A 23587-nucleotide genomic window follows, 5' to 3' on the forward strand; every position below is an offset into this window, starting at 1 on the left:
GATGTTCCTGGCGGACCGCACGTCCGCCTCCAGCCGACTCCGGGCCCTGCTGTACGTGGACCGGCTGCGCGAGAACGGCATCCAGGTCGAGGTGTGTGCAGTGCGGCCCTCGAAATACCTACCGCCGCCTGGGTGGCTGCCCGACGTTCGGGTGTGCCGTCTCGCCTATCTGGTGGCCGGAATGCTGGCCATCGTGGCGCAGCGGCTGTGGCACATCCTCACTGTCGTCCCCCGTGTCGACGTGGTACTGCTCCAGAAGGACCTGCTGTTCCGCACCCGGGTGAAGTTGCTGGAACGGCTGCTGTTCCTCGTGGCACGCCGACGCCGCGTCCGCGTGATTTTCGATCTCGACGATGCCGTGTACTTGGGCACCTCACAGCGGCAGTTGGCACACATGGGGCGAAAGATCGCGTTCATCGCCAGATCCTCCTGCGTGGTGCTCGCTGGCTCTTGGGCGATAGCCGAAAACCTCGCTCCGCACGCGCGGCAACTGCATATCTACCCAACCTGTATCGAACCGGGGGAAGCTCCGCGGCGGCTTTACCACCAACCGGGCTCGAGACTGCGCCTCGTGTGGGCCGGCACCCCCACCAACGCGCTCCACCTTGCCCAGGTGAATCCGGCCCTGCGTGAACTGCGTGACGTCATCGACCTGGAAGTCGAGCTGGTCACCCGCCTGCGGGAGTTGCCTAACAATGTGCTCGACGGAGCTCAGGTCAGGCTCACCGAATGGTCCGAGGATGCAGAGCGCCTCGCGCTGGCGCGTGCAGACGCGGCACTGGCACCCCTGGACGACAGTGCCTGGGCCCGTGCCAAGTGCGGTGGCAAGATCCTCGGCTACTTCGCCGCCGCATTGCCCGTCATCGCCTCCCCTGTCGGGACGCAGGCGGTCATGGTGCGCCACGGCAACACCGGACTCCAGGCCACCACTCCTGAGGAGTGGCGGGACTGCCTGCTGGCCCTGCACCGCGATGACGCCCTCCGTGCCCGGCTCGGTCAAGCCGGCCGCCGCTATGTCGAGGACGTTCTCAGCGCGGAACGCCGATTCAACGAGTTTCGGGACCATCTGATGGGCCGGGTCAGGCGAGTGGAGCCACATACGTGACGCGTGTCGTGTTCGTACTGCCCGACCTCCGCCTGGCCGGCGCCCAGACACGGACTGTGGACCTCGCGGAGGGGCTCGCGGCAGACCGCGTCGACGTCGACGTCCTGGTTCTGCTTCGCTCGGTCCATCCGGCCCTGGAGCGGCGGCTTAGCGACGCGGGAATCACCGTGACCCGTCTGCTCCATCCCATGCGGGTGGGTCGGCTGCTGCACACACTGGCCACGCGGGAGCGGCCTGTCGTCCACGCTGCGATGCCTACCGCCGGGGTAGTGGGGCTGCTGCTGGCCAGGCTGACTCGCGGGGCCTTCGTATACAGCTACACCAATTGCCTTCACCGGCACCGCCCGTTCACGCCCCTGGCGGCACAGGACGCCGTCAAGACGTTCCTCGAAGCCTTGCTCGCCCACCGGTCCGATGCCCTCCACGCGGTATCCGAAAGCGTGGGGCTCCAGTTGGCGCGGACGTACCCTCGTGCCGCGGGCAGGACGCACATCCTGCGACATGGACCCACGATGCCCGGATCCGACGCGTCGGGAAGCCTCGTGCCGGCACCGCCTCTCACCGCGCGGCCACGGCTACTGTGTGTCTCCCGACTGACGCCCCACAAACGGGTCAGGGACGCACTCGGCGCCACGGCCGCCCTGAAAGCGAAATATCCGGACGTCCATCTGGTGGTCCTCGGCGCGGGACCCGAACACCACGTACTGCGCTCTTTGGCGCATCGTCTCAAAATCGCCGAGAACGTCTCCTTCACCGGCTCCACACCCAACGTGGACGCGTTCTACGAGTGGGCCGACATTCTGCTCCACCCGTCGCTGTACGAGGGATACCCGCGCACCTTCGCCGAAGCGGTGGCCAAACGTCTCCCCGTCGTCTCCGCCAACGCGCCCTATGCCCGGGAGGGGCACACTCCCGGACACCCGCTGTTCCTGGCCCGCCCCATGGATCCCGGGTCCCTGGCGGATGGAGTCGTCGGGCTGCTCGGCGCGCGGTGCGGACCTCCTACGGACGTCGGCGGCGACGCGCACCGGATGGCGGCCCTCTACCGCACAGCGCTCGGCCTCGCGGCGCCGTGACGGCAGCCGCACGGTCCCGCGGCCCGCCCCGTCGACGCTCCCTCGCTGCCCGGAAACAGCAGCAATTGATCACCGTCACGCTCAGCAATGCAGCAGCGCATGTGCCTGCCAACAGGCGGCGTTGGCAGGCGCCCAGACCGTCAAACGCGCCGCGTCGATCAAGGAACACCAAGCCCGCCGAGGATAAACGCCAAGCTCAGAAGCAGTATCTCAACCGAACGTGATCCCATGATTCCTGCTGGTCAGGCATGGTTTCCCTCCAGGTGAGGGAGGCGTGCGGCGTCTTGTGTCCGCTTGCTGACCAAGGGGTGCGCGGTGGCGTCGGTGCTGGGAATGCTGGAGGAGCGGGAGGCGGCTGCCCGCGTGCGGGTGGAGGGTTTGCGGGAGGAAGCTGCGCGGTTGGCTGAGGTGTTGGAGGCCGCGGAGATCGAACTGGACCGGCGAGTGATCGCGCGGGAGGAGCTGGTCGAGGCCCTGGCTGTGTCCGCCGCCGGGACGACTGCCGTGACCGGGGCGGAGAAGGAAACGGCGTGCTCACCGGCACCGGTGCCGGGCTCGACGGTGCCGCCATGACGGGACGGGCTGCCGGTGACGGTGCTGACACCGGACTACCAGCGGATTTTGGGCGTGCTGGAGGAGCGGCGGTCCGCGGGCAGGGGGCCGGCGAAGGCCAAGGAGATCGCGGTGGGGCTGGGCCTGGGGACGGCGCCTGCGAAGGTCGAGGGGGTGCGCTCGAAGGCCAGGCGCCTGGCAGAGCGCGGGGGGCTCCTGCAGGAGACGTCGGGGATGTTCAGCGCCGGCCGGCGGCCCGTGGCCGCGCCAGACGCCGGCCCATCCGCGTGACCATCGACCACCGGATCACCGCTTCGCTGGACACGGGCAGAGTCTCGTAATCACGGGCCAGACGGCGGGAGTTCATCAACCAGGCGAACGTGCGCTCTGCCACCCAGCGTCTGGGGAGCACCACGAACCCTGTCATGTCGTCGGTGCGCTAGACGATCTCCAAGGTCAGGGCGAGTTTGTCCCGGCACCAGCCGACGAGGCCGCCGGTGTAGCCGCCGTCTGCCCAGACGAGGGTGATGTCGCGGTGCAGGCGGCGCAGCCGCTGCAACAGGCCCGCCGCGGCGTCCCGGTCGCCGATGTTCGCGGCGGTGACCGCGACGACCAGGAGCAGACCGAGGCAGTCGGTCACGATGTGCCGCTTTCGCCCGGGCACTTTCTTCCTGCCGTCGTAGCCGCGCGAGGAGGGCCGGGACTGTCGCGGCGGCCCGCACCGACTGCGCGTCGGTGATCCCCGCTGTGGGTTCGGCCTCACGGCCTTCGCGTTCACGGACCGTCCCGCGCAGCCGGTCGTGGAACTCGGTGATCAGTCCGTGCTCGCGCCAGCGGCGGAAGAAGGCGTAAACGCGGCCCATGCGGGGAAGTCCGCGGGCATCGCCCGCCAGGAGATCCCGCCCGCGACCAGGTGCGGATCGCGTCCAGCATCTGGCGGTGGCAATAGCCCTCGGGCTGCCCGCCTCGGCCTTGGAGCCAGGCCGGCACCGGCAGCAATGGCCGGACCTCCGCCCACTCCGCGTCCGTCATGTCCGACGGATACCGGCGCACCCGGTCCGGACGATGATGGGGGTTCTCTAAGCTTCCAGCACGCACGATCGGCAAGGCACTTCTGAGATGCAATCCTCCCATGCCGCGGCGGCGGTCTCGTCCGCGTTCGATGACCCGAATCTGATCGCATACGGCGGGCTGGGGCCGGTGGTGCGGCTGGTCGAGCGGTGCGGTCTGCCCGCGCTGGCCAACGAGCACATCCACCTGCCGTGCTCGAAGGACGCACCGGAGCTTTCCCCGCCGCAAAGCTCATGTCGCTGGTGGGTGGCATGGTCGCTGGCGCGGACAGCATCGAGGACATGGACCGGCTGCGGCACGGCGCGATGCCCCGCCTGTTCACCAGAGTGCGGGCCCCGTCCACGCTCGGCTCGTTCCTGCGCTCCTTCACCCACGGCCACGTGAAGCAACTGCACGCCGTAGCCCGCCGGTTGCTGCCCCGTCTCGCGGCGCACACCCCGCTGCTGCCCGGCGCGGACCAGGTCGCCTACGTGGACATCGACGACACCATCCGCCGCACCCACGGCTACGCCAAGCAGGGCACCGGATACGGATACAGCAAGGTCAAAGGGGTGAACGCGCTGCTCGGCGTCGTCTCCACACCGCTGGCCGCCCCGGTGATCGCCGCCACCAGGCTGCACAAAGGGCCCTCGAACTCCACACGCGGGGCGGCCGCGTTCGTCGCCGAGACCATCCGCACCGCCCGCGCCTGCGGCGCGAGCGGCCTGCTGGTGGTGCGGGCCGACTCCGCGTTCTACGGCGCCGACGTCATCAACGCCTGCCGGTCCCTGAACGCCCGCTTCTCCATCACGGTGCGGATGAACGCCTCCGTTCCAAACCGAAGAAACAGCAGGTCACCACCCGTCTGATTGTGCGTCGCGTCGCGCCTGGGCACTGCTGCCCAGCCCGACGGGCAGGGCACGCTCTTCGACACCTGGCGCTACCACGCCGCGTTCACCGACTCTCCGCTCTCCATGAGGGACGCCGAGCGTGAGCACCGGCGGCACGCTGTGGTGGCACAAGTAATCGCGGACATCAAGAACAGCGCCTTCGGGCGCGCGCCGTCCGGACACTTCCAGGCGAATGCCGCCTGGCTCACCCTCGCCGCCCTGGCCCACAACCTCACCCGCGCCGCCGGCGCACTGGCCTCTACGTTCCAAGCCAGAGCGACCACCGCAACGATCCGCGACCACCTCATCAACGTGCCCGCCCGCCTCGCCCGCTCCGCCCGCCGACTCACCCTCCACCTGCCCGAACGCTGGCCCTCGAGCGAGGACTTCAGCCAGTTGTTCCGCGCAGTGCACGCGCCACCACCGACCGCCTGGCGCGCCCTGCCCAACCCGCCCGAAGGGGCCCGAGACCTGTGGAAGAGATGGGCAGACCAGCGGATACTCCCTGCCCGAAACCGCAGATCAGCCGCCAGACCACTCGAACGCCCCCGGAATGATCACTCCTGAATCAAGCCGGTGGATCCGGGCTGAGGCAGGCACGTCGGTTGGCCTTGATGGCGCGGTGAGCAACGGTCCCGAACGGAGCGGTCATCGGGTGGTGCCAGCCGCTTGTGGCAACACATGCACCATGTCTGATGTCCACTCATATAGTGGATCCAGCCACATGGTTCTCTACTCACTCAGGTTGCTCATGTCGATCAAGAGTAGACCGAGTTCCGTTGAGCCCTGTTGAACTCGCAGTTCAGGTTCTACAGGGGATATGAGGTGCAATCAGTTGGATTTGGTTGCAGTCGAGGGTGCATCGGACTGGGCATTCGGCACAAAGGCCTGGCCGGACAGACGGCGCGATCCCCCGCGTCGACATACGGGGCATCGCGTGCAGCTGTGGCGTTCCGATTCGAATAGCTGGATTCGAGCAAGTGAAATCAAAACGGACCTGCTCGTCCACTTCCTCGGGGGATGGCTTCTGCCGAGACCGCTGGCGACGCAACGCGACGAGTTCCCTGATACGTGGGGTGTTTGGACCGGTGATTCTTGGAGTGAACGATCCCGCGGGATAGCTGGCACCGGTGTGGGGAGCACGACGCCTCTCGGGGCCGGTCCTCCGCTGCCTTTCCTTCTGGACCACGTACGGCACGTTCAGAATACCGGGGTCAATCCGGCTCGACCGAGAACGGCCGTGGCGCCCAGACGCCGCTGGCCTGATCCCTGACCAGCAGGACCGTCGTCGGCTGCCGATCCTCGCGCACGCCCTCGGGGCTCGTGCCGGCCCACACGAGGTGGACCTGGACCGCGTCGGAACGGTCCTTGTAGCGTTCGGCGACGCCCGCCCGGATGCGGCTGTCACGCCAGCGGTCCGTGGCGGGCTGGCCCCTGAAGTACTCGGGGAAGGCATTGCGGCCTTCGCCGGTGACATCGGCGAGCAGGACCTTGCCCCCGAGCTCTACCAGTCGCCTCTCGAGGCTGGGTGGGACAGATACCGGTCGGCTCTGCTCCAGTGCCCGTTGGAGCGCGGCGTCGCTCACCTCGCCGGCGAGCGCGTCACCGTCCGGCGAGGACGTGACGGACTGCGTAGGGGACGGCGAAGAGGGGGCCGGCTTCGGGTCGCTGGGGACCGTCGGCCGGACGGTCGGGGACGCCAACGTTGTGGGAGGGGGCGTCGGCGGCCCGGCCGCGGCGGAGGGGCTGGGCCTGAGGTCCGGCCAGAGGAGGATCACGCCGATCACGGAGAGAACAGCGGATGCCGCGAGCATCGCCACTCCCTGGCGCTCCGCACGAGTCATCATTCGAGGTGTCCGATGCTGTCCAGCTTGCCTGTCTGTACTCGGGACTCCTTGACGACGTCCCCCGTCCGCGGTGCCTCGATCTGCATGTTCTTACCGAGGTAGATGGAGACGTGGTAGAGGCCCTTGCCGCTGCCTGGATTGTCCGAGAAGAACAGCAAATCACCTGGTTTTGCGCCGGCCAGACTTCTGGGTGAGCTGGTGACCCGAACCTTGCCACTGTCGTGCTGCGCCTGCGCGGTGCTGCCGATCAGGAGATCGACTTGGGCATATGCGTACTCGGTCAGGCCCGAGCAGTCGAAGCCGAAGGTCTTGCGGGCGTCGTGCCCACCCGGGGAACAGCAGATGCCGTAGGAGGGGCCGCTGGCGTCGCCGCCTCCCCAGGAGTAGTCGGCGCCCTTGTGCTTCCGCGCCGCCGCGATGACCTTCTGGGCCTTCTCGGAGGCGTCGATCGGACCAGAGACGTCACCGAGGGCGTCGTACTCGGCTTTCGCCGCCAGGACGTCGGAGACGTACTTCTCCGAGTGGTTGTAGCGGAGGATGGCGTCGTGCTCCGTCTTCTTGTCGGAGAAGTCCGCCTCGCCCGTCCCACAGAGGTACGCCGCGGTGCTGAGCGCCGAGTCGAAGACATTCTGCGGATCGGTGTCACCGTCGTCGTCACCGTCCTGGGCGACGCTCTCCCAGGTCTGGGGTATGAACTGGGTGGGGCCGACCGCCCGGTCGTACACGGTGTCCTTGTCGTACTTGCCGTTGTCGGTGTCGTAGATGAGCTGGGTGCCCTCGCTGCCGTTCAGCGGAATGCCGATGACCGGTGGCTCGACGTTGCCGTACTTCTCCCCGTATTTGTCGATGACCTTGGCGCCGGCATACTGGCCGTGGTTGGACTCGATCTTTCCGATGCCCGCCAGCAGCGTCCAGCTGAGCTTCCTGCACTTCGGGCGGACTTCCTTGATCTTGATCTCGGCTGCCAGGTACGCCTCACACGTCGGTTTGGGGATGCCGGCCACCTTGACACAGCTGACTTCGACAGGAACCTGCGGTTTCTGGTCGTCCTCTCCCCCGGGTAGCAGTCCCGCCGCCATGGAGAAGCCCAGGAAGAGCACCACCCAGGGGAGAACAGTGGCGATGGCGAGCGCGATGAGCACCTTCTTGGTACCACTCATCGGCTCCTTCGAGTCGGCCGTGGTCACCTGCCACGACCTCCACCAGCCCTTCCGGGACGGTTGTTGAGCCCCCTGCCTCCACCGGACGAACCTGACGAACCAGACGAGCGGCGCTGGTTTCGCTGCTGGCTCCGCCGTCCGTTCACGGCCCCGTTCAACCGCTGGCCACCGTCGCGTGTCTGACTCCGTGCGTCACGCATACGCCTGGAGGCATCCCGCTGGGCGTCGCGGGTACGCCGCGCACTGTTGTCCGCCGGCGGCCGCGAGGCATCCTCGAGGTTGCGCCGCTCGGCTGCGACCGCATTCCTGAACCGGCTGCGGGTGATGGGTGCTTCCTTGCCGAGGTAGCGGCCGGTGCGCGCGGTCGCCAGCGTGGCGCGTCCGACCCGGTTCTTCTCCAGACGCTTCTTCGCCGCGTTCTTGAGCCGGTTCTTCAGGGCGGTCTTGGCGGTTGCCTGCACCGCGGCGGTCGTACCTCCGGTTCCGACGGCTGCGGCCACCTGGGTGCCCAACTTGACGGCCCCCTGGACGCGTTGCTTGAGATTCTTCTTGGGCTTGCCGGCCGTTCCGTCGCCACCGGCCTGGCCGCCGCCACCGCCTGCACCACCCCCCGGCTTGCCGGCCCACAGCCTGCGGGCCCCTCGGCCCACACTGCTCAGGGTCGACGCGTCGTTCTTGAGCTGGTCCAGTGCCTTGGGCCCGCCCGACGCCGCGCCGTTGAAGACCGAGGCTCCGCCGCCTCCGGTGCTCGAGTTCAGCTTGTCGCCGAGATTCTTGGAGATGGTCTTGGCGGCCGCGGTGACCTTCTTGCGGAACATCAGGAATGCCAGGGCGAGGAAGTCGATGGCGAGGAACTTGACCGTCATGACCTCGCCGGTGTCGGCATTCAACAGCGCGATCACCATGACGAGGAAGAAGACCAGGAACATCACCGAAAGGAAGATCGCCAAGACCACCCGGAATACGCCTGCGACCCAGTTCCACATCACCGTCCGGCCACCGCCCGGCAGGATGCCGGCGACCAGGGCAGGCTGTGCCCGGATGACCTCGACGGCCATCCAGACCTGCGAGACGAGGAAGGTGATCGAGACCGCAAGTACCAGACATACGACGATGATCGCGGCGATCGCGATGAACCAGACGCTGATCAGGTTGTCCACGGAGGCGGCTATCTGCTGGTCCTCGACGGGGCCCTCAGCGCCGCCACATTTCTCCTTGACTTGTGCGTCCGCCGGTACGACGTACTGCTTCCAGGCGTCGTGGTTGACCGCCACGTTCTTGAGTTTTTCGACGGCCTCCTGCTGCTCTCCTTCGATCACCGTGTAGATGGCCCAGGGGTTGCCGGTGGCGAGCAGCAGGCTGTCCGTCAGTCCATCGAGTGAGAATGCCTCGCTGAACACCTCGCGGAGGCCGTTCAGCCAGCCGTCTTCCTTGTCTTTCTGTTCCTCGATCAGCTTCGGCATGACGAGGCGGTTGAAGTTGTACCGGACAAGGACGGATTTGCCGTACGCGTCGCTGCACGCACTGTCAATGGGCTTGCCCGTGTATAGAACCCAGACCGGACGCTGGACGAAGGCATCGACCAGACCGTCGGTGATCGGCCGGCTCACCGCTTGCGCCTCCGAGGACTTCTTCGCCTCGTCGGTGCAGGTGGTCGAGAGATCCTCCCTCTTCTTGGGTTCCTCGCCCGGCGGAGGAGCCGGAGGGGTTTTGCACATGTCATCGAGTACGACATCAGCAATGTGCATCGAGAATTGCTTCGTAGTCCCCAGCACGCCGGAGTCATCCGCGTTGCCGATCAGCACACGGCCCGGGTCCGCAAGCGTCACGCCGGCGATCGAAGCGATGACGAGAGACATGGCGATCTCGGACCATCCCTTGGACCGCCGTTTGAACAGAATGTGGTACCCGCCCCACAGGGCAACGATCATCAGGAAGAGCCCTGGAAGACCGAGATTGTCGATCACTTGTGCCCTGATGGTGCCGGCGATGTCCGACACCGGGTTGAGCAGTGCTTTGGCAAGGCCGAAGCCCAAGGCCCAGTCGACGAGCCAGCAGGCGAAGCCGATCACGACCTTGATGACGTTGAAGCCGAGACCGATGAGAAATGCAATGATCTTGCTGATCACATCGAGAGTGCCGCCCTGGTCGACGTTGAGGCCGTAGGCGCTGAGCGGCACCCCGTTCTCGTCCACGACGTCGAAAATGCCGAGCACCTTGCCGAGGTTCTTGGGCGGCGGCGGTGGCTCGCATTCAAGGTTCGGTATCGAATGGTTGGGCTTGCATGGGTCTTCGGGCGCGGGCGCCGCCCACGCCTGCTGCCCGAGCAGCAATGTGACCATGAGCGGAACCGCCACCAGGACCAGCAGGCGCAACCAGAAGCGCGGCTGCCGGACCGCCCCCGTGAGCAGCGTCATATCGTCGCTACCTCGTCTTCCTCTGCCGGCCCGGCAGCCTCCACCGGCTCGTCGAGCGTTGCGCGCCCCGGAGTGGTGTGGATGGCCTCGGCTGCCGCTTCGTCGGCAGGGATGAGCACCTTCATGCCACCGATCCGCTTCTTCAGGTCGTAGTAGAGGCATTCACCTGCCCGCAGCAGCCGCTCGTCGTCCGAGACATTGATCGGCGACAGGTTCTCGGTCACCAGCTTGACCAGGTGGGCGTCGCCGCCGTCCAGGCCGAGGAACTCCAGTCCCCGTGCGGCCAGTTGCTTGTTGCGGTGACGGAAGAGGAAGCGGTGTGAGACCAGACCGCGGATCTTCTCTCCGTACTCGGAGTTCGCCGGACCGACGTCGTAGGGATCGTGAGAGCCGGCGAAGGCACCGCAGCCGTGCTTACGGCCGTCGTTGATGATCTCCAGCAGCAGTTCGGTGCCTTCGGCCGAGGATGTCAGCCACCAGCACTCGTCGAGGAAGACCCCGACGAACTCCTCGGGATCGGCGAACGCGACCTCCCGGCACAGGGCGGCCACCAGATACATCAGCCGCCAGCCGAACTTCTTCTCCACCTCGAGGCTGGAAAGCCGATGGCCCTCCAGCTCCGTCTTCTTGGGCAGCCCGATGTTCGCGGCCGAAAAGACGATCGTGTCGGCGTCAGAGATCTCCACGACCGGCAGGTCGGGGTCGAAGACCACCCGTCCCAGATCCTTCTTGGCCAGTGACCGGAGCTTGCGGGACAGTTCGCTCGCCGACGCCCGGACGTTGTGGTCGTCCGGGTCCTTCGGGTCCGGCGTCTGGGCCCGTTCCGCCAGGGTCTCCATGAGGAGTCGCATGCTGGGGTTCGGCGACTTGTGCGTGGCGTCGATGGCATCCGCGAGGGTGACGCCCTCCGTGCTCATCGACGCGATGTCCAGCAGGGGAGTGAGGAAGGACTCGGTGTAGCGGGCGGCACGCGGACCGCGGAATACCCGCAGCGGGTCCAGCGACACCTCGGCGTCCTCGTCCACGGTGATGACCTGGGTCTCACCGGGGCAGGCGCGGGCGAAGCGGGCCCACTCCTGCTGCGGCGTACGGTCGATGGCCAGTGCACGGCCGCGGCTGCGTGCCCGGCCGATACGGCGGCCCGTGGTGAGGATCGAGTACATGGCCGTCTTCATGGCCACCGACTTGCCCGAGCCCAGCTCTCCGATGAACACGGCAGAAGCCGAGGCGTTCAGCCGGGGCCCGAGGCTGAAGTCGACCAGGACCGGGCGCACTCCACCGCCGTTTAGCTGCAGCCCGTAGAGCGATCCGCCGTCGTCCCCGAGCTGCTGGCCGCAGAAGGGCAGCGCCATCGCGAAATCCCTGGCGAGCAGGTACTGCGCATAGTCGTTCATCACCCGGGGCGTGGGCGTGCCGGGCAGCATGCTGTGGAACAGCGACGCCTGTTCGCCGATCGGTCGTACCAGGGTGTAATCGTTGCCACCGAAGTGATTGATCAGCGCGGACGCCTTCTCCTCGGCTTCTTCGGGGGTCGGGCCCCATACGCAGGTGACGACGCTCGCCCGGATCTCCACCTCGGTGGACGACGAGGTGAGACGGGAGCGGTAGTCGTCCAGGGCGGCGCTGGCCTTGTCCAGGCTGGCCGGAATCCCGGCAGTCTCCCCGTCGTACTCGGTTCGCTGATGCGCCAGTTCGCGTGCCTGACGGCGGGATTTGGGCTCCGCCTTGGAGCCTTGCTCGATGTGCAACCGCACCGCCCAGTCCACCGGGAAGCCGAAGTCGTCCAGGGCTGCGAGGTACTCGCTGCCGGGGAAGGCGAAGGAGTCCGGCATCTCGGAAAGGATGGAGAAGGACTGGTAGCTGTCCCCGAACTCGGTCGTCGCCTTCACATACCGGTGCTGGAAGGGATTGATGGGCACGCCACGGCGCTCCTGGATGCCGTCGCTGCGGCCGCCCTCGTCAAGGATCACCTCAGAGTACGCCGTCACGGCGCGGCCGCGGCCCACCACACCGCGGGGCTCGTCCTGTTCAGGAAGGAGTGGTTCCGCCAGCCCCCGACGGGCGCAGTGCCCATAGATCCACAGGATCTCCCCTTCCGTTGCCGGCCGCAGGCGCACGGCGGACGGCCAGGTTGCGGCCAGATGCCGTGCCTGCTCTATCCGTCGTTCCTCCTCGGCCGTTCCGATCGGCGTCGTGGGCAGGCCGAAGCCGCTCATCACCTCGTAATGGGCGGACGACAGTACCGACTTGGCGGCCTGCTTGAAGTCGGCGTGCTTCATGGGTACCGCGAGGAAGTCGACCCTCCCCGAGAGCTCCATCTCCTCCAGCTCGTCAAGAACGCGCAGGGAGAGGTCGACGTATTCCGGGGAGGCGTCCAGGTCGATGCCCGCCGTCATACGAGTCACCACGCTCGCGGCGTCCACCTGCGGGCAGAGGCTGAGCAGCAGGGCCTCGCCCTTGAGTGACTTGAACAGCGCTTCCAGCGCGTTCAACCGCTCGCGCTTGGCTGCCCGCGAAGCGTGGCTGTAGTTGTCGGAGTCGACCCGCCACACAGCCCACACTGTTGCGTTGGTGGTCCAGATCAGATTGCCGCTGATGTGGCGCACAGGTAGGCGCATGGCAGGTGGTCCATCCTTCCGTTCAGAGCCGGTTCATTGCCGTTCTGCTTCGTCGAGCAGTTCCTGGAGGCGGGTGCGGGGCCGGGCCACAGGGGCGGGCCGGTCCGCGGACCGGCCCGCGGGACGTTGGGCGGGGACGGTCTGCGCGGCACCAGTCGTAACGTTTCGTCGTGCCGTGCCGCCGTGCTGTGCCGACGGGGCGTCGGCCGCCTGCGCCGGGTTCGGTGGCCGCAGCCGGATGGTCACCTGGCCGGTGACCAGCTTCGTCCGGAACGGCCGCTGGGGTCGTCCGCCCAGCCGACCACCCGGCGGAGCGGTGCCGTAGGTGATCAGACCGAGGAGCGCCCGCGCAGGGTCGCGGCCGTCCATCCGCGCGTACCTCGCCATCCATGCGAGCCCCCAGGGGACGGCGATCATGATGAACGCGTTACCGAGTCCGAAGACCGCCCACAGATCCCTGAGAGCCAGTAGCAGCACGAAGACCACCACCATGGTGACGATCTGCGTGATCGTGTACGGGCCACCCGGGATCCGCCCGCCACCGGGGAGTTTGCCGATGACGAGGGGGTGCTTGCGTGCCCTGGTGTAGGACCGCCCGACCAGCACCCCCTCCTCGGAAGCCGGCTTGCTCACGCCAGGTCAGCGCCCTTGTCGGGGTTCGCAAGAGACTGCTGGACCGCCGCCACGGAGACATGGTCCGACGCCCCGTCGACGACGCTGACGCTCGCCGCCTTCGCGGGCGCGTCAGGCACTTCGCTGTCCACCATGTTGCTGAGGTCATCCATGTTCGCGACGGCGTAGACGACCACTGCGCCGAGGATGGCCGCGGTCAGCGTGCCCGCCCACGAACGCGTCTTCCAGTAGGCCATGACGGTGGCGACGATGGCCATCACACCGGCCGCCGTGGTGGCCAGCGTCTTGACGTTGGCAAGTGTGTCCTTGAGCCAATCGAAGACGTCGCCGTTCGCGGCCAGCTGGACCATTTCAGTACTCGCGTAGCTCATGTGTGTTCCCCTCGTTGATGAGCTGTGTTTCTGTCAGTTCCCGGCGGGAGCCGACGGGGAGGCGGTGTCCGGGGTCGGGGCGGGGCTCGGCGTCGGCGAGGCGCTCCCGGCCACGGGTCCAGTCTGTTCGGCGGAGAGGGCGGGCGCGATGTCGAACGCCGCGACCTCCCAGCGTCCGTCCCGGGTGCTCAGAGTGAGTGCGTAGTTGAGCGTGTAGTCCTGGTCTCCCGACGTGGCGCTCACCGTGGCCAGAACACGACGCCGTGCGCCGTCCGCCGGTACGGATTCGTCGTCCGAGGCGCTCCCGTCCTCCTGGTCGTCCCGGAGGCTGGTGACGAGCGTCGATGTGTAGGGGGCCGGGACGATCGGTGCGACCTGGAGACCGGGGGACACATAGCGGCCCAACTCCCCCTGACTGGTGAGGTACGCGGCGATGAAACGGCTCACCGTGTCGGCCACCGGATCGTTGGAACTCACGCCGCTGTCGGAGCCGTAACCAAGGTCTCCGTGACTCGCCGCAGTCGGCGCGTTGACCTCGGCCGGCAGCGAGGTCGCCGCGTAGAGCGCCTGCCCGCCGCCGGACTTCGCGGGTTTCGCCGCACCGCCGGCCTCGGGTGTCCCGGCGACCTGAACGCCGACCCGGTAGTAACGCAGACCTTGGTCCGCGGTCTTGCCGGTCGCGTCCTTCGCCGAGACATGCGCTGCGACCGTAACGGCCCAATAGCCCTTGCTGACCGGCTGGGCCGCCACCGTGACGACGCGGGTGGCAGTGCGCGAGCCCGGCTCGTTGGCGAGCGTCACGGGCTCCGCATAGTACGGCGCGAGACTCTCCTCTGTGCCTTCGCCCGCCGAGATGTACGCCGCCAGGTAAAGCTCCGCGAAGCCGGCAGGTCCGGTGGCCGAGGGCTGGGTTGCCTTCTGCGTGCTCGTCGCGGGCGGCGCGGAAGCCGAAGAGCCGCTGGCGGCCACCGCGACGAGACCGATGGCCGGGCCGGCCAGCAGCAGTGCCCAGATGCCGACGGTGACGAGCCTGGTGAGGCCGGCCATCTTGGCCGTGGTCTGCTGCCACCCGGTGTTGGCCTCGTCGAGCTCATCGACATCGTTGACCTCGTCGAGCTCCTCCGACGGCCGTGCCTGGTAGCGCGCCGCCCGGCCGGGCGTGCGGCCTGCGGGCGGCTGCTGCTCCCTCTCCTGCTCCTTGGTCTTGAGCTTCCGGCCGCGCTTCATCGCATGCCTCCATGGGCGGTCCACAGCACCGAGCGCCGGGGATCGACGCCAGTGCGTCCGCCCTCGTCCAGGGACGCGGTGGGGATGGCGGTCACGGGTCCTCCGGGGCTTCTCGGATGGCTGGGATGGTGGGCGGGAAATTGGGTTCCTCGTGGGGGAGGTGCTCCCGACGGGACTGGTGTGACACTCAACGGACCCAAATTTAGAGTGACTTGTGTCACGGACCTGTCACTTCGCTGTCGCGAATCTGCCAGAAGCTGCGTGCGCCAGGCGGCGGACGGCCCGACTCCGGCGCTGACGCTGACGGGCTCCCACCCGGTCCGAAGGCCCGGGAGTGATCAGGTCAGGAGTGGGACCGTCCCGGTAGTAGCGGGTGATCAGACGGGCGTCCTCCACGTCGAGGGCACCGGTGTCCAGCGCCCATACGAGGAGTTCGACGAGCTCCGCGCGGGCGTCCCACCCGTTGACCCGGCCGGGCTCGTCGTCGGCGAGCAGCCGGTACTCGCCCGCCTGCGCGAGCAGCAAGGTCAGTTCTGCTTGTGAGGCCGGGCAGGTGTCAGGTGCGGTGAGCCGGGTGGCGGTCCCGCCCTCCAGCGGCACAGCGTCCGCTTCCGCATCGATCAGACGGTGCGTCAGCCGCAGCGTGTCGAGGGCCAGGTTGGCGGCAATGCGCTCCACCCGCCGGTCGACGGGGTACGTCCGTATGACCTCGTACAAGGCGCCGATCGTCAGAGAGATCGTCTCCTCCCAGCCGTACTGCGGACTCATCTGGCTACGGGCTATGCGTATCGCCTTCGGCAGCATCGCCTGTACGACCATGCGTGCGGCGAGCTGAGACCCGGGGCCGCCGACGACCGCCGCGCGCAGGGCAGGCAACAGAAGGCGGTCCTGGCCGGTGTGGTCCTGGCAGGCACGCAAGGCATCGAGCACGTGCTGCGGGCCGGTGAACTCCCCTTCCCCGTACCAGTCAGGCACGCTGAGCAACGCGGTCTCGTCCTGACTCAGCAGTGCCCACTCGGCGTTGAGGCGGGCGACAAGTCCCTGGGTGTGGGTGCGGGCGGTTTCGTTGCGCACGGATGGTCCCCCCTGTGTCGTGCTGCGGAACATGACCATGGTTCCACTCCCCCCTTGTCTGCTTCCGGGACCACCGGCGGCACCCATGCGGTCCAGGGAAAACGCTGCCGGACGCGGGCCGGTCAAGATCTTGGCCGGTCAACTCGGCGCTGTCACACGGATATTGGCGCGGGCACCTGATCTTGTTGGAGGAGGCCTACGGCCGAGGTCCCGGTGGTCGGGCGGCACTGGATATCCGCGCGACCCGGCTCCGCCGGTGTGGCACGGTTGTCCAAGTGGTCTCAGAGACCCATGAGATGATCGAAGTCTGCCCCAACTGTGCACCCGTAGCGACTTTTTGTGACCACAGGGGCACACGGTTGTGACAGAACAGCACCGTAGTGGCGGCAGTGTTTGATACAGAATGACGGCGGGTCACTTTACAGACGCAGAAGAAGCGTTACGTCGCATGACCAAGGGGGTCTGATGGCGCACGGGGAGAACGCTGCCCTGAAAGCCTGCACAGGTGCGGCCGCGGCTGTACTCCTGCTGCTGACGGGCTGCAGCTCGTCGGGTGAGGAGGAACCCGGTCCGCCCAAGGCGAGCAGCACCGCGCAGGGCAAGGAGCAGAAGGAGAGGTCGGCGGCAGAGCGCGGGGCCCTGGCCGCATACCGCGGCATGTGGGACGCCCAGGTCAAGGCCTATTCCACGGGCAGCATGGAGAACGCCCGGCTCGGCGACTACACGACCGGCGAGGCCGCCAAGAACGTCATCAGCGCCTTCACCTACTACAACGGACGTGGTCTCACGTTCAAGGGGAAGCCGAAGGTGACCCCGAAGGTGACCGCAATCGACGTCAAGTCCGACCCCTACACGGCCACGATCAGCGACTGCGTTGATACGACGGATTACGTCCTGGTCAAGCGTACCTCGGGCAAACCTGTCGCAGTGGCAGAGGACGACAACCGGCGTCCCTGGACCGCCACGGCCACCACCGCGAAGGCGGGTGGCACCGAGTGGCGGATCTCCGACTACACCATTGACAAGGACAGGACATGTTGAGCGGAGCGCGCATCCTGCGCGCCGCCCTCGTGCTCCTGGCCTCCGGTGGCCTGATGCTCGCCGGACCGCAGGCGGCAACCGCCGCCGACCCTGTCAAGTGCCCGCCCAGTGCACCTAAGTGTGATGTGACGGCTGAGGACCCTGGCGATACCGGAGACAGCGACCCGGGAGGCGGCGGGTCGGGCGGCGGGTCGGGCGACGGCGGCTCCTCGAGCGGGTGCCGACGGGCGAACGGAGAGGAGATCCCGTGCTCCGTTCCGGGACTCGGCGACTGGGGCGGCAACACGTGCTACTGGCTGCTGGTGGATCCCCAGCCGCCGGCCGATGCCCTCGTCTGGGGTGACAACAAGCCCAGCGAGGGCGCCATTTACCGTCCGACCTTGTGCCCTGATTTCGATTACGAAGGCGCGGGCACATTCGTCCCCCGTGACACGTTCTTCCCCGACGGTGAACTTGGCGCGGCCCCAACGGTCACCCCGGCGGAGGTCGCTCAGCGCGCCGTCGAGCAGATGACGCTGAACGGGCCGGACATCGGCATCGTCCCCGAACCCGGCAAGACGGGCCTGGTCGGTCTTCCGGTGTGGATGTGGAACAACGAGGGCGAGACCACCACCGGACCACAGACCGTGACCGCTTCCGCGGGAGCTGTCACCGTCACCGCATCCGCAAAGGTGGAGAAGGTCGTCTGGAACATGGGCGACGGCACCTCCGTCACCTGCACCAAGCCCGGCACGCCGTACAAGGCCGACTACGGCAAGCGGAAGTCGCCCGACTGCGGTCACGTCTACAGCCGCACCTCCAAGGGCAAGAGCGGCAACAAGTACAAGATCACCACGACTGCCACCTGGACCATCCATTGGGAGGGCGGTGGCGAGACCGGGGAGCTGACCGAGATCCGGGAGTCCGACACCGAGATCGCCATCGGCGAACTCCAGGTCGTGGGCTAGTGGCGAGCATGAGCAGCAACAGATCTGCTGGAGGCACGAATTGAGCAGGACGAAGACCGCCGCCCCACCCGTCCAGGGCGGGAGCGGCGGCTCCGCCCACACCCCCGTGGCACCGCCGCGGGCCTTGAAGCAGCGACGGCGACGGCCGGCGCTCATCGCGCTGTCCCTCGCGCTGACCGCAGCCGGAGGCCTCTCGGGCGCGGTGCTGTTCACGGCGACCGGGGAGCGGACGGAGGTGCTCGCGATCGCCCGTGAGGTACCGGCCGGTGAGGTGATCGAGGAGAGCGATCTCACCGAGGCGTCCATCTCTCTCGACCCGGCGCTCAAGCCGGTCAAGGCAGCAGACAGGCAGAGTGTCGTCGGCAAGCGTGCTGCGGTCGAGCTGACGCCGGGTTCACTGCTCGCCCGCGACCAGGTCACGGACAAGTCCCTGCTGGCGCAGGGTGACACACTGGTCGGTATATCCCTCAAGCCGTCCCAACGCCCCACGTCCGGGCTGTTCCCCGGACGCAAGGTACTCATCGTCAGCACACCGGGCCAGGACGAAGACGTGGCGTCGGCCCCGCCCCAGACCATTGCGGCCACCGTCGTGTCGGTCGGCAAGGCTGCCGACGCGACGGGGATCGTCACGGTCGACGTGGCCGTACCGGCGACGGACGGTCCACCGCTTGCGGCGCGTGCCGCCACCGGCCGGGTCGCCATCGTGGTGAAGAGCGGGAGCGGTTCCTGATGTCAGTGATCGCTTTCGTCGGTAGCACCGGAGCTCCGGGGGTGACCAGCACAGCACTTGCGCTGCTGCTGGCCTGGCCCGTGGAGCCGGGGCGGCGACTGATCCTGGCCGAGTGCGACCCGGACGGCGGTGCCGTGCTCGCCGGCGCTCTCCAGGGCCGTATGGACTCCCGCTACGGACTGCGCAATCTGGCCGTGGCTTCGCGCAAGGATCAACTGGTCGAGGCGTTCTGGCGGCAGTTGGTCGACCTCTCCGAGGACGAGAGCCACACGCGGCTGCTTCTCCCGGGGATCACCGATCCCGCGCAGGCAGCGGGTCTCGACCCCGCATGGGGGAGCCTCGCCGAACTCTTCGCCAGGATCGAGGATCACGATCACGACGTCCTGGTCGACCTCGGTCGACGTGGCGCGTTCGGCGCCTCCGCCGTACTGGCCAGACGTGCGGACGTCGTGGTGCTGGTGGTCCGCAACACCGTGCGCGGTGTCCAGAGCGCACAGGTGCGAGCCGAGACGCTGCGCAAGGAGTTGGCCGGACCCGGTGGAACCGGTGCCGACGCACTCGCCGTGCTCCTGGTCGAGAGCGGGCCGTACAAACCGAGTGAGGTCGAGAAGGTGCTGCACGCGCCGGTTCTGGGCGCGATGCCATGGCGGCCGCAGCAGGCCGCGGTGCTGTCCGACGGAGCGGACGGCGGTAGCCGCTTCGCGCGCTCCGATCTGATGCGCGCTGCCCGCTCGGTCACCGGTCCGCTGCGGCAGCGCGTGCTGCTTCGCCGTGACCGTCTCGCGCCGCGGCCTTCGGGACCCTACGGAGGAGAGGAGCCGGCCCGTGCGCGCTAATCCCCTGCACCCGAACCCTGGGGTGCATGCCGAGCCCACCGCCGAACGCACCGTGATCCTCGGGCGGTTCGGCGCTGCGCCGGCCGCCGGGAGCGAGCCGACGGGGGCGTCCTCCTTCCGTGCGCTCGGCGAGAACGCGCTTCCGCAGATCACTGTTGACTATCGCGTCGCCGGAGAGATCAAGAAGGGCGTCGCCGACCGTCTCGCGCAGGAGATCAAGTCCTCCGGCCGGATGGGCCTGGAGTCACAGGCACAGCGCGGCCGGGCTCTGATCAACGAGGCTGTCGCTGTCTGGTCGGACGCCATCGCCGTCGAACGCGGTGCGAGCACCACCAAGGCAGAGGACACCGCCCTTGCCGCGGCCGTGTACGACATGCTGTTCCGGGCCGGCCGTCTCCAGCCCTACCTGGACGACGAGCGGGTCGAGAACATCCTCATCAACGGCTACGACGACGTGTGGCTCGACTACGGCGACAGCCACCGGGTCCGTGCCGCGCCCGTAGCGGAATCCGACGAGGAACTGCAGGACATGCTCCGGGATCTGGCTCGGCGCAACGGCCAGAGCGAGCGCACCCTTTCCACCGCCGACCCGTTCCTCGCCCTGCGCCTCGCGGACGGGTCCCGCCTGCAGGCTGTCACCGGGGTCACGCCGAAGACGTTCGTCACCATCCGCCGGCATCGCGTCAAGGACGTGGACCTGGCCGGCATGGTTCAGCTCGGGGCCATCGACGAGACCCTGGCGGCCTTTCTCTCCGCCGCCGTGCGAGCCGAGAAGAACATCATGATCACCGGCGAGCAGGCGGTGGGCAAGACGTCGCTCCTGCGTGCGCTGCTCAAGGAGATCGACCCGGACGAGCGTTTCGCCACCATCGAGACCGAGTTCGAACTCTTCGCCCACACTAACAACTTCCATCGTCAAGTCGTGCCGATGGAGTCCCGGGAGTCCAACGGCGAGCGCGGGTCGGACGGCCGTGGCGCGGGTGAGATCACCCTGCTCGACCTCATCCACCGGGCACTGCGCATGTCACTGTCCCGGGTGGTCGTCGGGGAGGTCCGTGGTCAGGAGATCGTCGCGATGATGCAGGCGATGACCAATGGAAAGGGCGGCAACCTCTGCACGATCCACGCCCGCCGTCCTGAGATCGTCTTCGACCGCATCGCCGAGCTGTATCTCCTGGCTCAGGCCAACATGACCGAACAACTCGCCTACCGCCAGGCGGCCAACGGCCTCGACTTCATCGTCTTCGTGTCCATGCGGGACGAGACCCGGATCGAAGGCAAGCGGCACAGGTTCGTCTCGCACGTCCTGGAGGTCACGGGCATGGGCGAGAACGGCCGGCCCGCCACCAACAGGATCTTCGCCCCGGCGCCCGGTGAGCCGAGGGCCGTACCGCATATGCACCCCGCTTGCCTGGAGGATCTTGTGCGGGTCGGCTTTCCCGGTCATCTCCTCGACAACCCGCGCGGCTCCTGGCAGCGTCCGCTGGATCTTCGTGTGATGGCCGGATGAGCACAATGCTGTTGTGGGTGCTCGCAGGGCTGGCCACCGTCGGCGGCCTGGTAGGAGTGGTGGCCGGTTTCGTCGGAACGACCGCCCCGCGGACGCCCCGGCGTTTCGCACGGGGCAAGGGCGGGGGTGCCGATCACGAGGCGTCCATGCGGCGCCGGACCCGCTGGGCCGCTGCTGCAGTCATCGGTCTGGGCGTATGGCTGTTCAGCGGTGTCTTCGTGGGCGGTGTCCTCGCGGGACTCACCGTTGTCGGCGTGCCCTGGCTGCTGTCCCCCACCAAGAACGCCTCCGTACGCATCGACAAGCTGGAGGCACTCGGGGAATGGACCCAGCGCCTTTCCGATGTGCTGCGCCTCGGCATGGGCCTGGAGCAGGCGATGATCGCCAGCCGCCGGGGTGCGCCCAGTGACCTCGAACACGAGATCGCCGATCTCGCCGACCGGTTGCAGGTCGGCTGGCGACCGGCCGAAGCGTTGGAGTCCTTCGCGGACGCGCTCGACGATGTCACGGCGGACAAGGTCCTGGCCTCCCTGATTCTCTGCGCATCCGACCGAGGCCCGGGACTTGCTCAGGCGCTCGAGGATCTGTCCGAGGCAGTACGGGAAGAGGTCGCCAAACGCCGACAGATCGAGGCCGACCGGGCCAAGCCGCGCACGACCGTGCGGTGGATGACCATCATCACGCTGTGCGTAGTCGGGGCCGGATTTCTCACCCCCAGCTACACCGCTCCCTACGGCACGTTCCTCGGCCAGCTCGTACTGGGCCTGCTTGCGGCCGGCTTCGCAGGGGTCCTGGCCTGGATGCGCTCTCTCGCCGACCACAAGCCGGTGCCGCGATTCCTCATCGCCGATCCCCGCAGCCGGGTCAAGCTGCCGGAACTGCCCGATCCGCTCCAGGAGGTCTCGTGATCCCGCCCGCCGCGATTTTCGCGGGCCTCGCTGTCGGTGGAGGTCTCGCCCTGCTCGTGCGCGAGCTCGTCCGGCCGCAGCCGGATCTGGCCGCCGCAGTGCGCCGGCTCAACACCTCCGCACTCGAGGATGCAGCCCTCGCCCCGGCCAACCGCGACGACAAGTGGGGCGCATGGCTCTTGGAGAACCTGCAAGGCCTTCCCGGCGTCACCATTCCACGCAAGGACTTGGCGCTGGTCGGACAGTCGGCCGAGCGCTTCCTGCTTCTCAAGTCCGCCCTGGCCGGCTTCGGTCTGCTGATCCCTCCGCTGCTTGTGGGCGCCTGGACGCTGATGGGCCTGGGCGTACCGTTCTACATCCCCGTCGTGGTGGGGCTCGGACTGGGCGGCCTGCTGTGGTTCATTCCCGACCTGTCCGTACGGGATCAGGCCATCCGGGCGCGCGAGGAGTTCGCCCACGCGGTGGCCGCCTATCTCGATCTTGTAGCGCTCAAGCGAGCCGCCGACTCGGGCCCCACCGAAGCGCTGGAGCGGGCTGCCGCAATCGGCAAGGGCTGGGCCTTCACCAGGCTCCAAGAGGCGATGCTGCGGGCACGCGTCGACAAGATCCCACCGTGGGAGGCTCTGGTGCAGCTCACCGAAGAGCTCGACCTGCCGGTCCTGGAGGATGTCGCCGAGATCATGCGAATGTCGGCGCACGACGGTGCGGCGGTCTACACGACGCTGAGGGCGAGGGCCAAATCGCTGCGGGTAGAACTGCTGTCGAAGCAGGCGACCGAAGCGAACGAGAACAGCGAGAAGATGACCGCTCCGGGCGCGTTGCTGGCGGTGCTCGTGATGCTGCTTGTCGCTTTCCCGGCCGTGATCAATATCCTGACCACGTAACCAGACAGAACATTTAGGCAGTCAACCAGCTCGCGAAGACGCAGAGTTGACGGTCCGAACAACAAGGGGGTTGTCTTTATGGAAATGTTCAACAGGCTCACGACTCGGGCCGGCGCATCCCTGGCCATCGTGCTCGCTGTCCTGGCGGAGCGCGTTGAGCGCGGCACCCAGGACCCCGAGCGCGGCGACATCAGCATCACCACAGTGATCATCTGGGTCGCCGCCGTCGCCGGCGCCCTGCTGATCGCCGGCACCATCGCTGTGATCGTCGCCAGGTACAACGGCCGGCTGGCGGGCATCTAGTGCACCGTCCGGCCGTCGCGCGCCGGCCTTTGGACGATCGCGGCGACACATCGATCCAGATGGCGATCGTCTTCCCGTTCGTCATCCTGCTGACGATCGCGGTCGTCCAGGCGTCGATGTGGTATTACGCCCGCAATGTGGCTCTCACCGCTGCAAGGGAGGGTGTGGCCGCCGCCCGGGTCTACGAATCAGGCCCGGGCGCCGGCGCGGCGCGCGCTCAGGACGTGCTCGACCGTGTCGCGGGCAACAGCCTGCTCGGCCCGACCGTGTCGACAGCGGGCAGTTCGGCCGAGCGCATCCGCATACAGGTTTCGGGTACCGCACCGTCGTTGCTGCCTGGGGTTCCGGGCCTGACCATCACACAGAGCGCGTCCGGGCCGGTGGAACGCTGGACGACCGGGGGATGAA

21 protein-coding genes and 2 pseudogenes are annotated in these 23587 nt (G+C 67.7%); 14 read left to right on the forward strand and 9 right to left on the reverse strand.

Annotated features, from left to right (window positions below; all coding sequences use genetic code 11):
• Positions 1-55: 55 nt before the first annotated feature.
• From ACIQ7Q_RS08080 to ACIQ7Q_RS08095, 4 genes are all read left to right on the forward strand, one after another.
• The gene (locus tag ACIQ7Q_RS08080; protein ID WP_403857765.1) at positions 56-1105 is read left to right on the forward strand and encodes a glycosyltransferase; all 1050 of its coding nucleotides are present in this window, start codon (positions 56-58) and stop codon (positions 1103-1105) included.
• Complete coding sequence (locus ACIQ7Q_RS08085) at positions 1102-2181, forward strand: glycosyltransferase (protein WP_403857767.1); 1080 nt, start codon at positions 1102-1104, stop codon at positions 2179-2181. Before ACIQ7Q_RS08080 ends, ACIQ7Q_RS08085 begins: the two co-directional genes overlap by 4 nt.
• A gap of 315 nt (positions 2182-2496) precedes the next feature.
• Positions 2497-2754, forward strand: coding sequence for a hypothetical protein (locus ACIQ7Q_RS08090; RefSeq protein WP_403857769.1), 258 nt, complete (start codon positions 2497-2499; stop codon positions 2752-2754).
• 15 nt (positions 2755-2769) lie between these two features.
• A complete protein-coding gene (locus tag ACIQ7Q_RS08095) occupies positions 2770-3024 on the forward strand; it encodes a hypothetical protein (RefSeq protein ID WP_403858031.1) in 255 nt (84 codons plus the stop codon).
• On the opposite strand, the pseudogene ACIQ7Q_RS08100 reads toward ACIQ7Q_RS08095, so the two are convergent.
• A pseudogene (locus ACIQ7Q_RS08100) lies at positions 2972-3511 on the reverse strand (transposase). The gene ACIQ7Q_RS08095 and the pseudogene ACIQ7Q_RS08100 overlap by 53 nt on opposite strands.
• Positions 3512-3852: 341 nt before the next feature.
• Between ACIQ7Q_RS08100 and ACIQ7Q_RS08105 the strand changes: the two are divergent.
• Positions 3853-5075, forward strand: a pseudogene (locus ACIQ7Q_RS08105) (transposase); the annotation flags it as partial.
• Between the two features lie 812 nt (positions 5076-5887).
• Here ACIQ7Q_RS08105 and ACIQ7Q_RS08110 read toward each other — a convergent pair.
• The 8 genes from ACIQ7Q_RS08110 to ACIQ7Q_RS08145 all read right to left on the reverse strand — a co-directional run bounded on the left by ACIQ7Q_RS08110 (position 5888) and on the right by ACIQ7Q_RS08145 (position 16020).
• Positions 5888-6487, reverse strand: a complete 600-nt coding sequence (locus tag ACIQ7Q_RS08110) for a hypothetical protein (protein ID WP_403857771.1) — start codon at positions 6485-6487, stop codon at positions 5888-5890.
• Between the two features lie 29 nt (positions 6488-6516).
• Positions 6517-7680 carry a C40 family peptidase gene (locus ACIQ7Q_RS08115; protein ID WP_403857773.1) on the reverse strand — a complete coding sequence of 388 codons (1164 nt, stop codon included), beginning with the start codon at positions 7678-7680 and terminating at the stop codon, positions 6517-6519.
• A gap of 23 nt (positions 7681-7703) precedes the next feature.
• Positions 7704-10097: a hypothetical protein gene (locus tag ACIQ7Q_RS08120; protein WP_403857775.1), complete on the reverse strand. Its 2394-nt coding sequence runs from the start codon at positions 10095-10097 to the stop codon at positions 7704-7706.
• Positions 10094-12715: an ATP-binding protein gene (locus ACIQ7Q_RS08125; protein ID WP_403857777.1), complete on the reverse strand. Its 2622-nt coding sequence runs from the start codon at positions 12713-12715 to the stop codon at positions 10094-10096. The genes ACIQ7Q_RS08120 and ACIQ7Q_RS08125 overlap by 4 nt, the downstream gene beginning before the upstream one ends.
• A gap of 33 nt (positions 12716-12748) precedes the next feature.
• Positions 12749-13348 (reverse strand): hypothetical protein, encoded by a 600-nt coding sequence (locus ACIQ7Q_RS08130; protein ID WP_403857779.1) that lies wholly within the window; start codon positions 13346-13348, stop codon positions 12749-12751.
• Positions 13345-13719 (reverse strand): hypothetical protein, encoded by a 375-nt coding sequence (locus ACIQ7Q_RS08135; RefSeq protein WP_403857781.1) that lies wholly within the window; start codon positions 13717-13719, stop codon positions 13345-13347. Before ACIQ7Q_RS08135 ends, ACIQ7Q_RS08130 begins: the two co-directional genes overlap by 4 nt.
• A gap of 33 nt (positions 13720-13752) precedes the next feature.
• Positions 13753-14946 (reverse strand): hypothetical protein, encoded by a 1194-nt coding sequence (locus ACIQ7Q_RS08140; RefSeq protein WP_403857783.1) that lies wholly within the window; start codon positions 14944-14946, stop codon positions 13753-13755.
• 228 nt (positions 14947-15174) lie between these two features.
• Positions 15175-16020 carry a hypothetical protein gene (locus ACIQ7Q_RS08145; protein ID WP_403857785.1) on the reverse strand — a complete coding sequence of 282 codons (846 nt, stop codon included), beginning with the start codon at positions 16018-16020 and terminating at the stop codon, positions 15175-15177.
• Between the two features lie 465 nt (positions 16021-16485).
• Between ACIQ7Q_RS08145 and ACIQ7Q_RS08150 the strand changes: the two genes are divergently transcribed.
• The 9 genes from ACIQ7Q_RS08150 (at position 16486) to ACIQ7Q_RS08190 (ending at position 23586) form a co-directional block, all read left to right on the forward strand.
• Positions 16486-17061 carry a hypothetical protein gene (locus ACIQ7Q_RS08150; protein ID WP_403857787.1) on the forward strand — a complete coding sequence of 192 codons (576 nt, stop codon included), beginning with the start codon at positions 16486-16488 and terminating at the stop codon, positions 17059-17061.
• Entirely contained in the window at positions 17055-18008 is a 954-nt protein-coding gene (locus ACIQ7Q_RS08155) for a hypothetical protein (RefSeq protein WP_403857788.1), read from the forward strand. Before ACIQ7Q_RS08150 ends, ACIQ7Q_RS08155 begins: the two co-directional genes overlap by 7 nt.
• 40 nt (positions 18009-18048) lie before the next feature.
• Positions 18049-18738 carry an SAF domain-containing protein gene (locus tag ACIQ7Q_RS08160; protein ID WP_403857790.1) on the forward strand — a complete coding sequence of 230 codons (690 nt, stop codon included), beginning with the start codon at positions 18049-18051 and terminating at the stop codon, positions 18736-18738.
• Complete coding sequence (locus tag ACIQ7Q_RS08165; protein ID WP_403857792.1) at positions 18738-19574, forward strand: hypothetical protein; 837 nt, start codon at positions 18738-18740, stop codon at positions 19572-19574. Before ACIQ7Q_RS08160 ends, ACIQ7Q_RS08165 begins: the two co-directional genes overlap by 1 nt.
• Positions 19564-21084 (forward strand): CpaF family protein, encoded by a 1521-nt coding sequence (locus ACIQ7Q_RS08170; protein WP_403857794.1) that lies wholly within the window; start codon positions 19564-19566, stop codon positions 21082-21084. The genes ACIQ7Q_RS08165 and ACIQ7Q_RS08170 overlap by 11 nt, the downstream gene beginning before the upstream one ends.
• The gene (locus ACIQ7Q_RS08175; RefSeq protein ID WP_403857796.1) at positions 21081-21992 is read left to right on the forward strand and encodes a type II secretion system F family protein; all 912 of its coding nucleotides are present in this window, start codon (positions 21081-21083) and stop codon (positions 21990-21992) included. Before ACIQ7Q_RS08170 ends, ACIQ7Q_RS08175 begins: the two co-directional genes overlap by 4 nt.
• Complete coding sequence (locus ACIQ7Q_RS08180; protein WP_403857798.1) at positions 21989-22876, forward strand: hypothetical protein; 888 nt, start codon at positions 21989-21991, stop codon at positions 22874-22876. The genes ACIQ7Q_RS08175 and ACIQ7Q_RS08180 overlap by 4 nt, the downstream gene beginning before the upstream one ends.
• 78 nt (positions 22877-22954) lie before the next feature.
• Complete coding sequence (locus tag ACIQ7Q_RS08185; RefSeq protein WP_403857800.1) at positions 22955-23179, forward strand: hypothetical protein; 225 nt, start codon at positions 22955-22957, stop codon at positions 23177-23179.
• 29 nt (positions 23180-23208) lie between these two features.
• The gene (locus ACIQ7Q_RS08190) at positions 23209-23586 is read left to right on the forward strand and encodes a TadE family protein (RefSeq protein ID WP_403857802.1); all 378 of its coding nucleotides are present in this window, start codon (positions 23209-23211) and stop codon (positions 23584-23586) included.
• Position 23587: the final 1 nt, after the last annotated feature.

Origin of the sequence: Streptomyces sp. NPDC096176 (genome assembly GCF_044763255.1) — a bacterium.
GTDB lineage: Bacteria > Actinomycetota > Actinomycetes > Streptomycetales > Streptomycetaceae > Streptomyces.

Coding starts and splice junctions, on each gene's coding strand:
- ACIQ7Q_RS08120 (WP_403857775.1), bottom strand. CDS start 10,097: ATGACGCTGCTCACGGGGGCGGTCCGGCAGCCGCGCTTCTGGTTGCGC.
- ACIQ7Q_RS08175 (WP_403857796.1), top strand. CDS start 21,081: ATGAGCACAATGCTGTTGTGGGTGCTCGCAGGGCTGGCCACCGTCGGC.
- ACIQ7Q_RS08185 (WP_403857800.1), top strand. CDS start 22,955: ATGGAAATGTTCAACAGGCTCACGACTCGGGCCGGCGCATCCCTGGCC.
- ACIQ7Q_RS08140 (WP_403857783.1), bottom strand. CDS start 14,946: ATGAAGCGCGGCCGGAAGCTCAAGACCAAGGAGCAGGAGAGGGAGCAG.
- ACIQ7Q_RS08115 (WP_403857773.1), bottom strand. CDS start 7,680: ATGAGTGGTACCAAGAAGGTGCTCATCGCGCTCGCCATCGCCACTGTT.
- ACIQ7Q_RS08165 (WP_403857792.1), top strand. CDS start 18,738: ATGTCAGTGATCGCTTTCGTCGGTAGCACCGGAGCTCCGGGGGTGACC.
- ACIQ7Q_RS08155 (WP_403857788.1), top strand. CDS start 17,055: ATGTTGAGCGGAGCGCGCATCCTGCGCGCCGCCCTCGTGCTCCTGGCC.
- ACIQ7Q_RS08135 (WP_403857781.1), bottom strand. CDS start 13,719: ATGAGCTACGCGAGTACTGAAATGGTCCAGCTGGCCGCGAACGGCGAC.
- ACIQ7Q_RS08125 (WP_403857777.1), bottom strand. CDS start 12,715: ATGCGCCTACCTGTGCGCCACATCAGCGGCAATCTGATCTGGACCACC.
- ACIQ7Q_RS08150 (WP_403857787.1), top strand. CDS start 16,486: ATGGCGCACGGGGAGAACGCTGCCCTGAAAGCCTGCACAGGTGCGGCC.
- ACIQ7Q_RS08110 (WP_403857771.1), bottom strand. CDS start 6,487: ATGCTCGCGGCATCCGCTGTTCTCTCCGTGATCGGCGTGATCCTCCTC.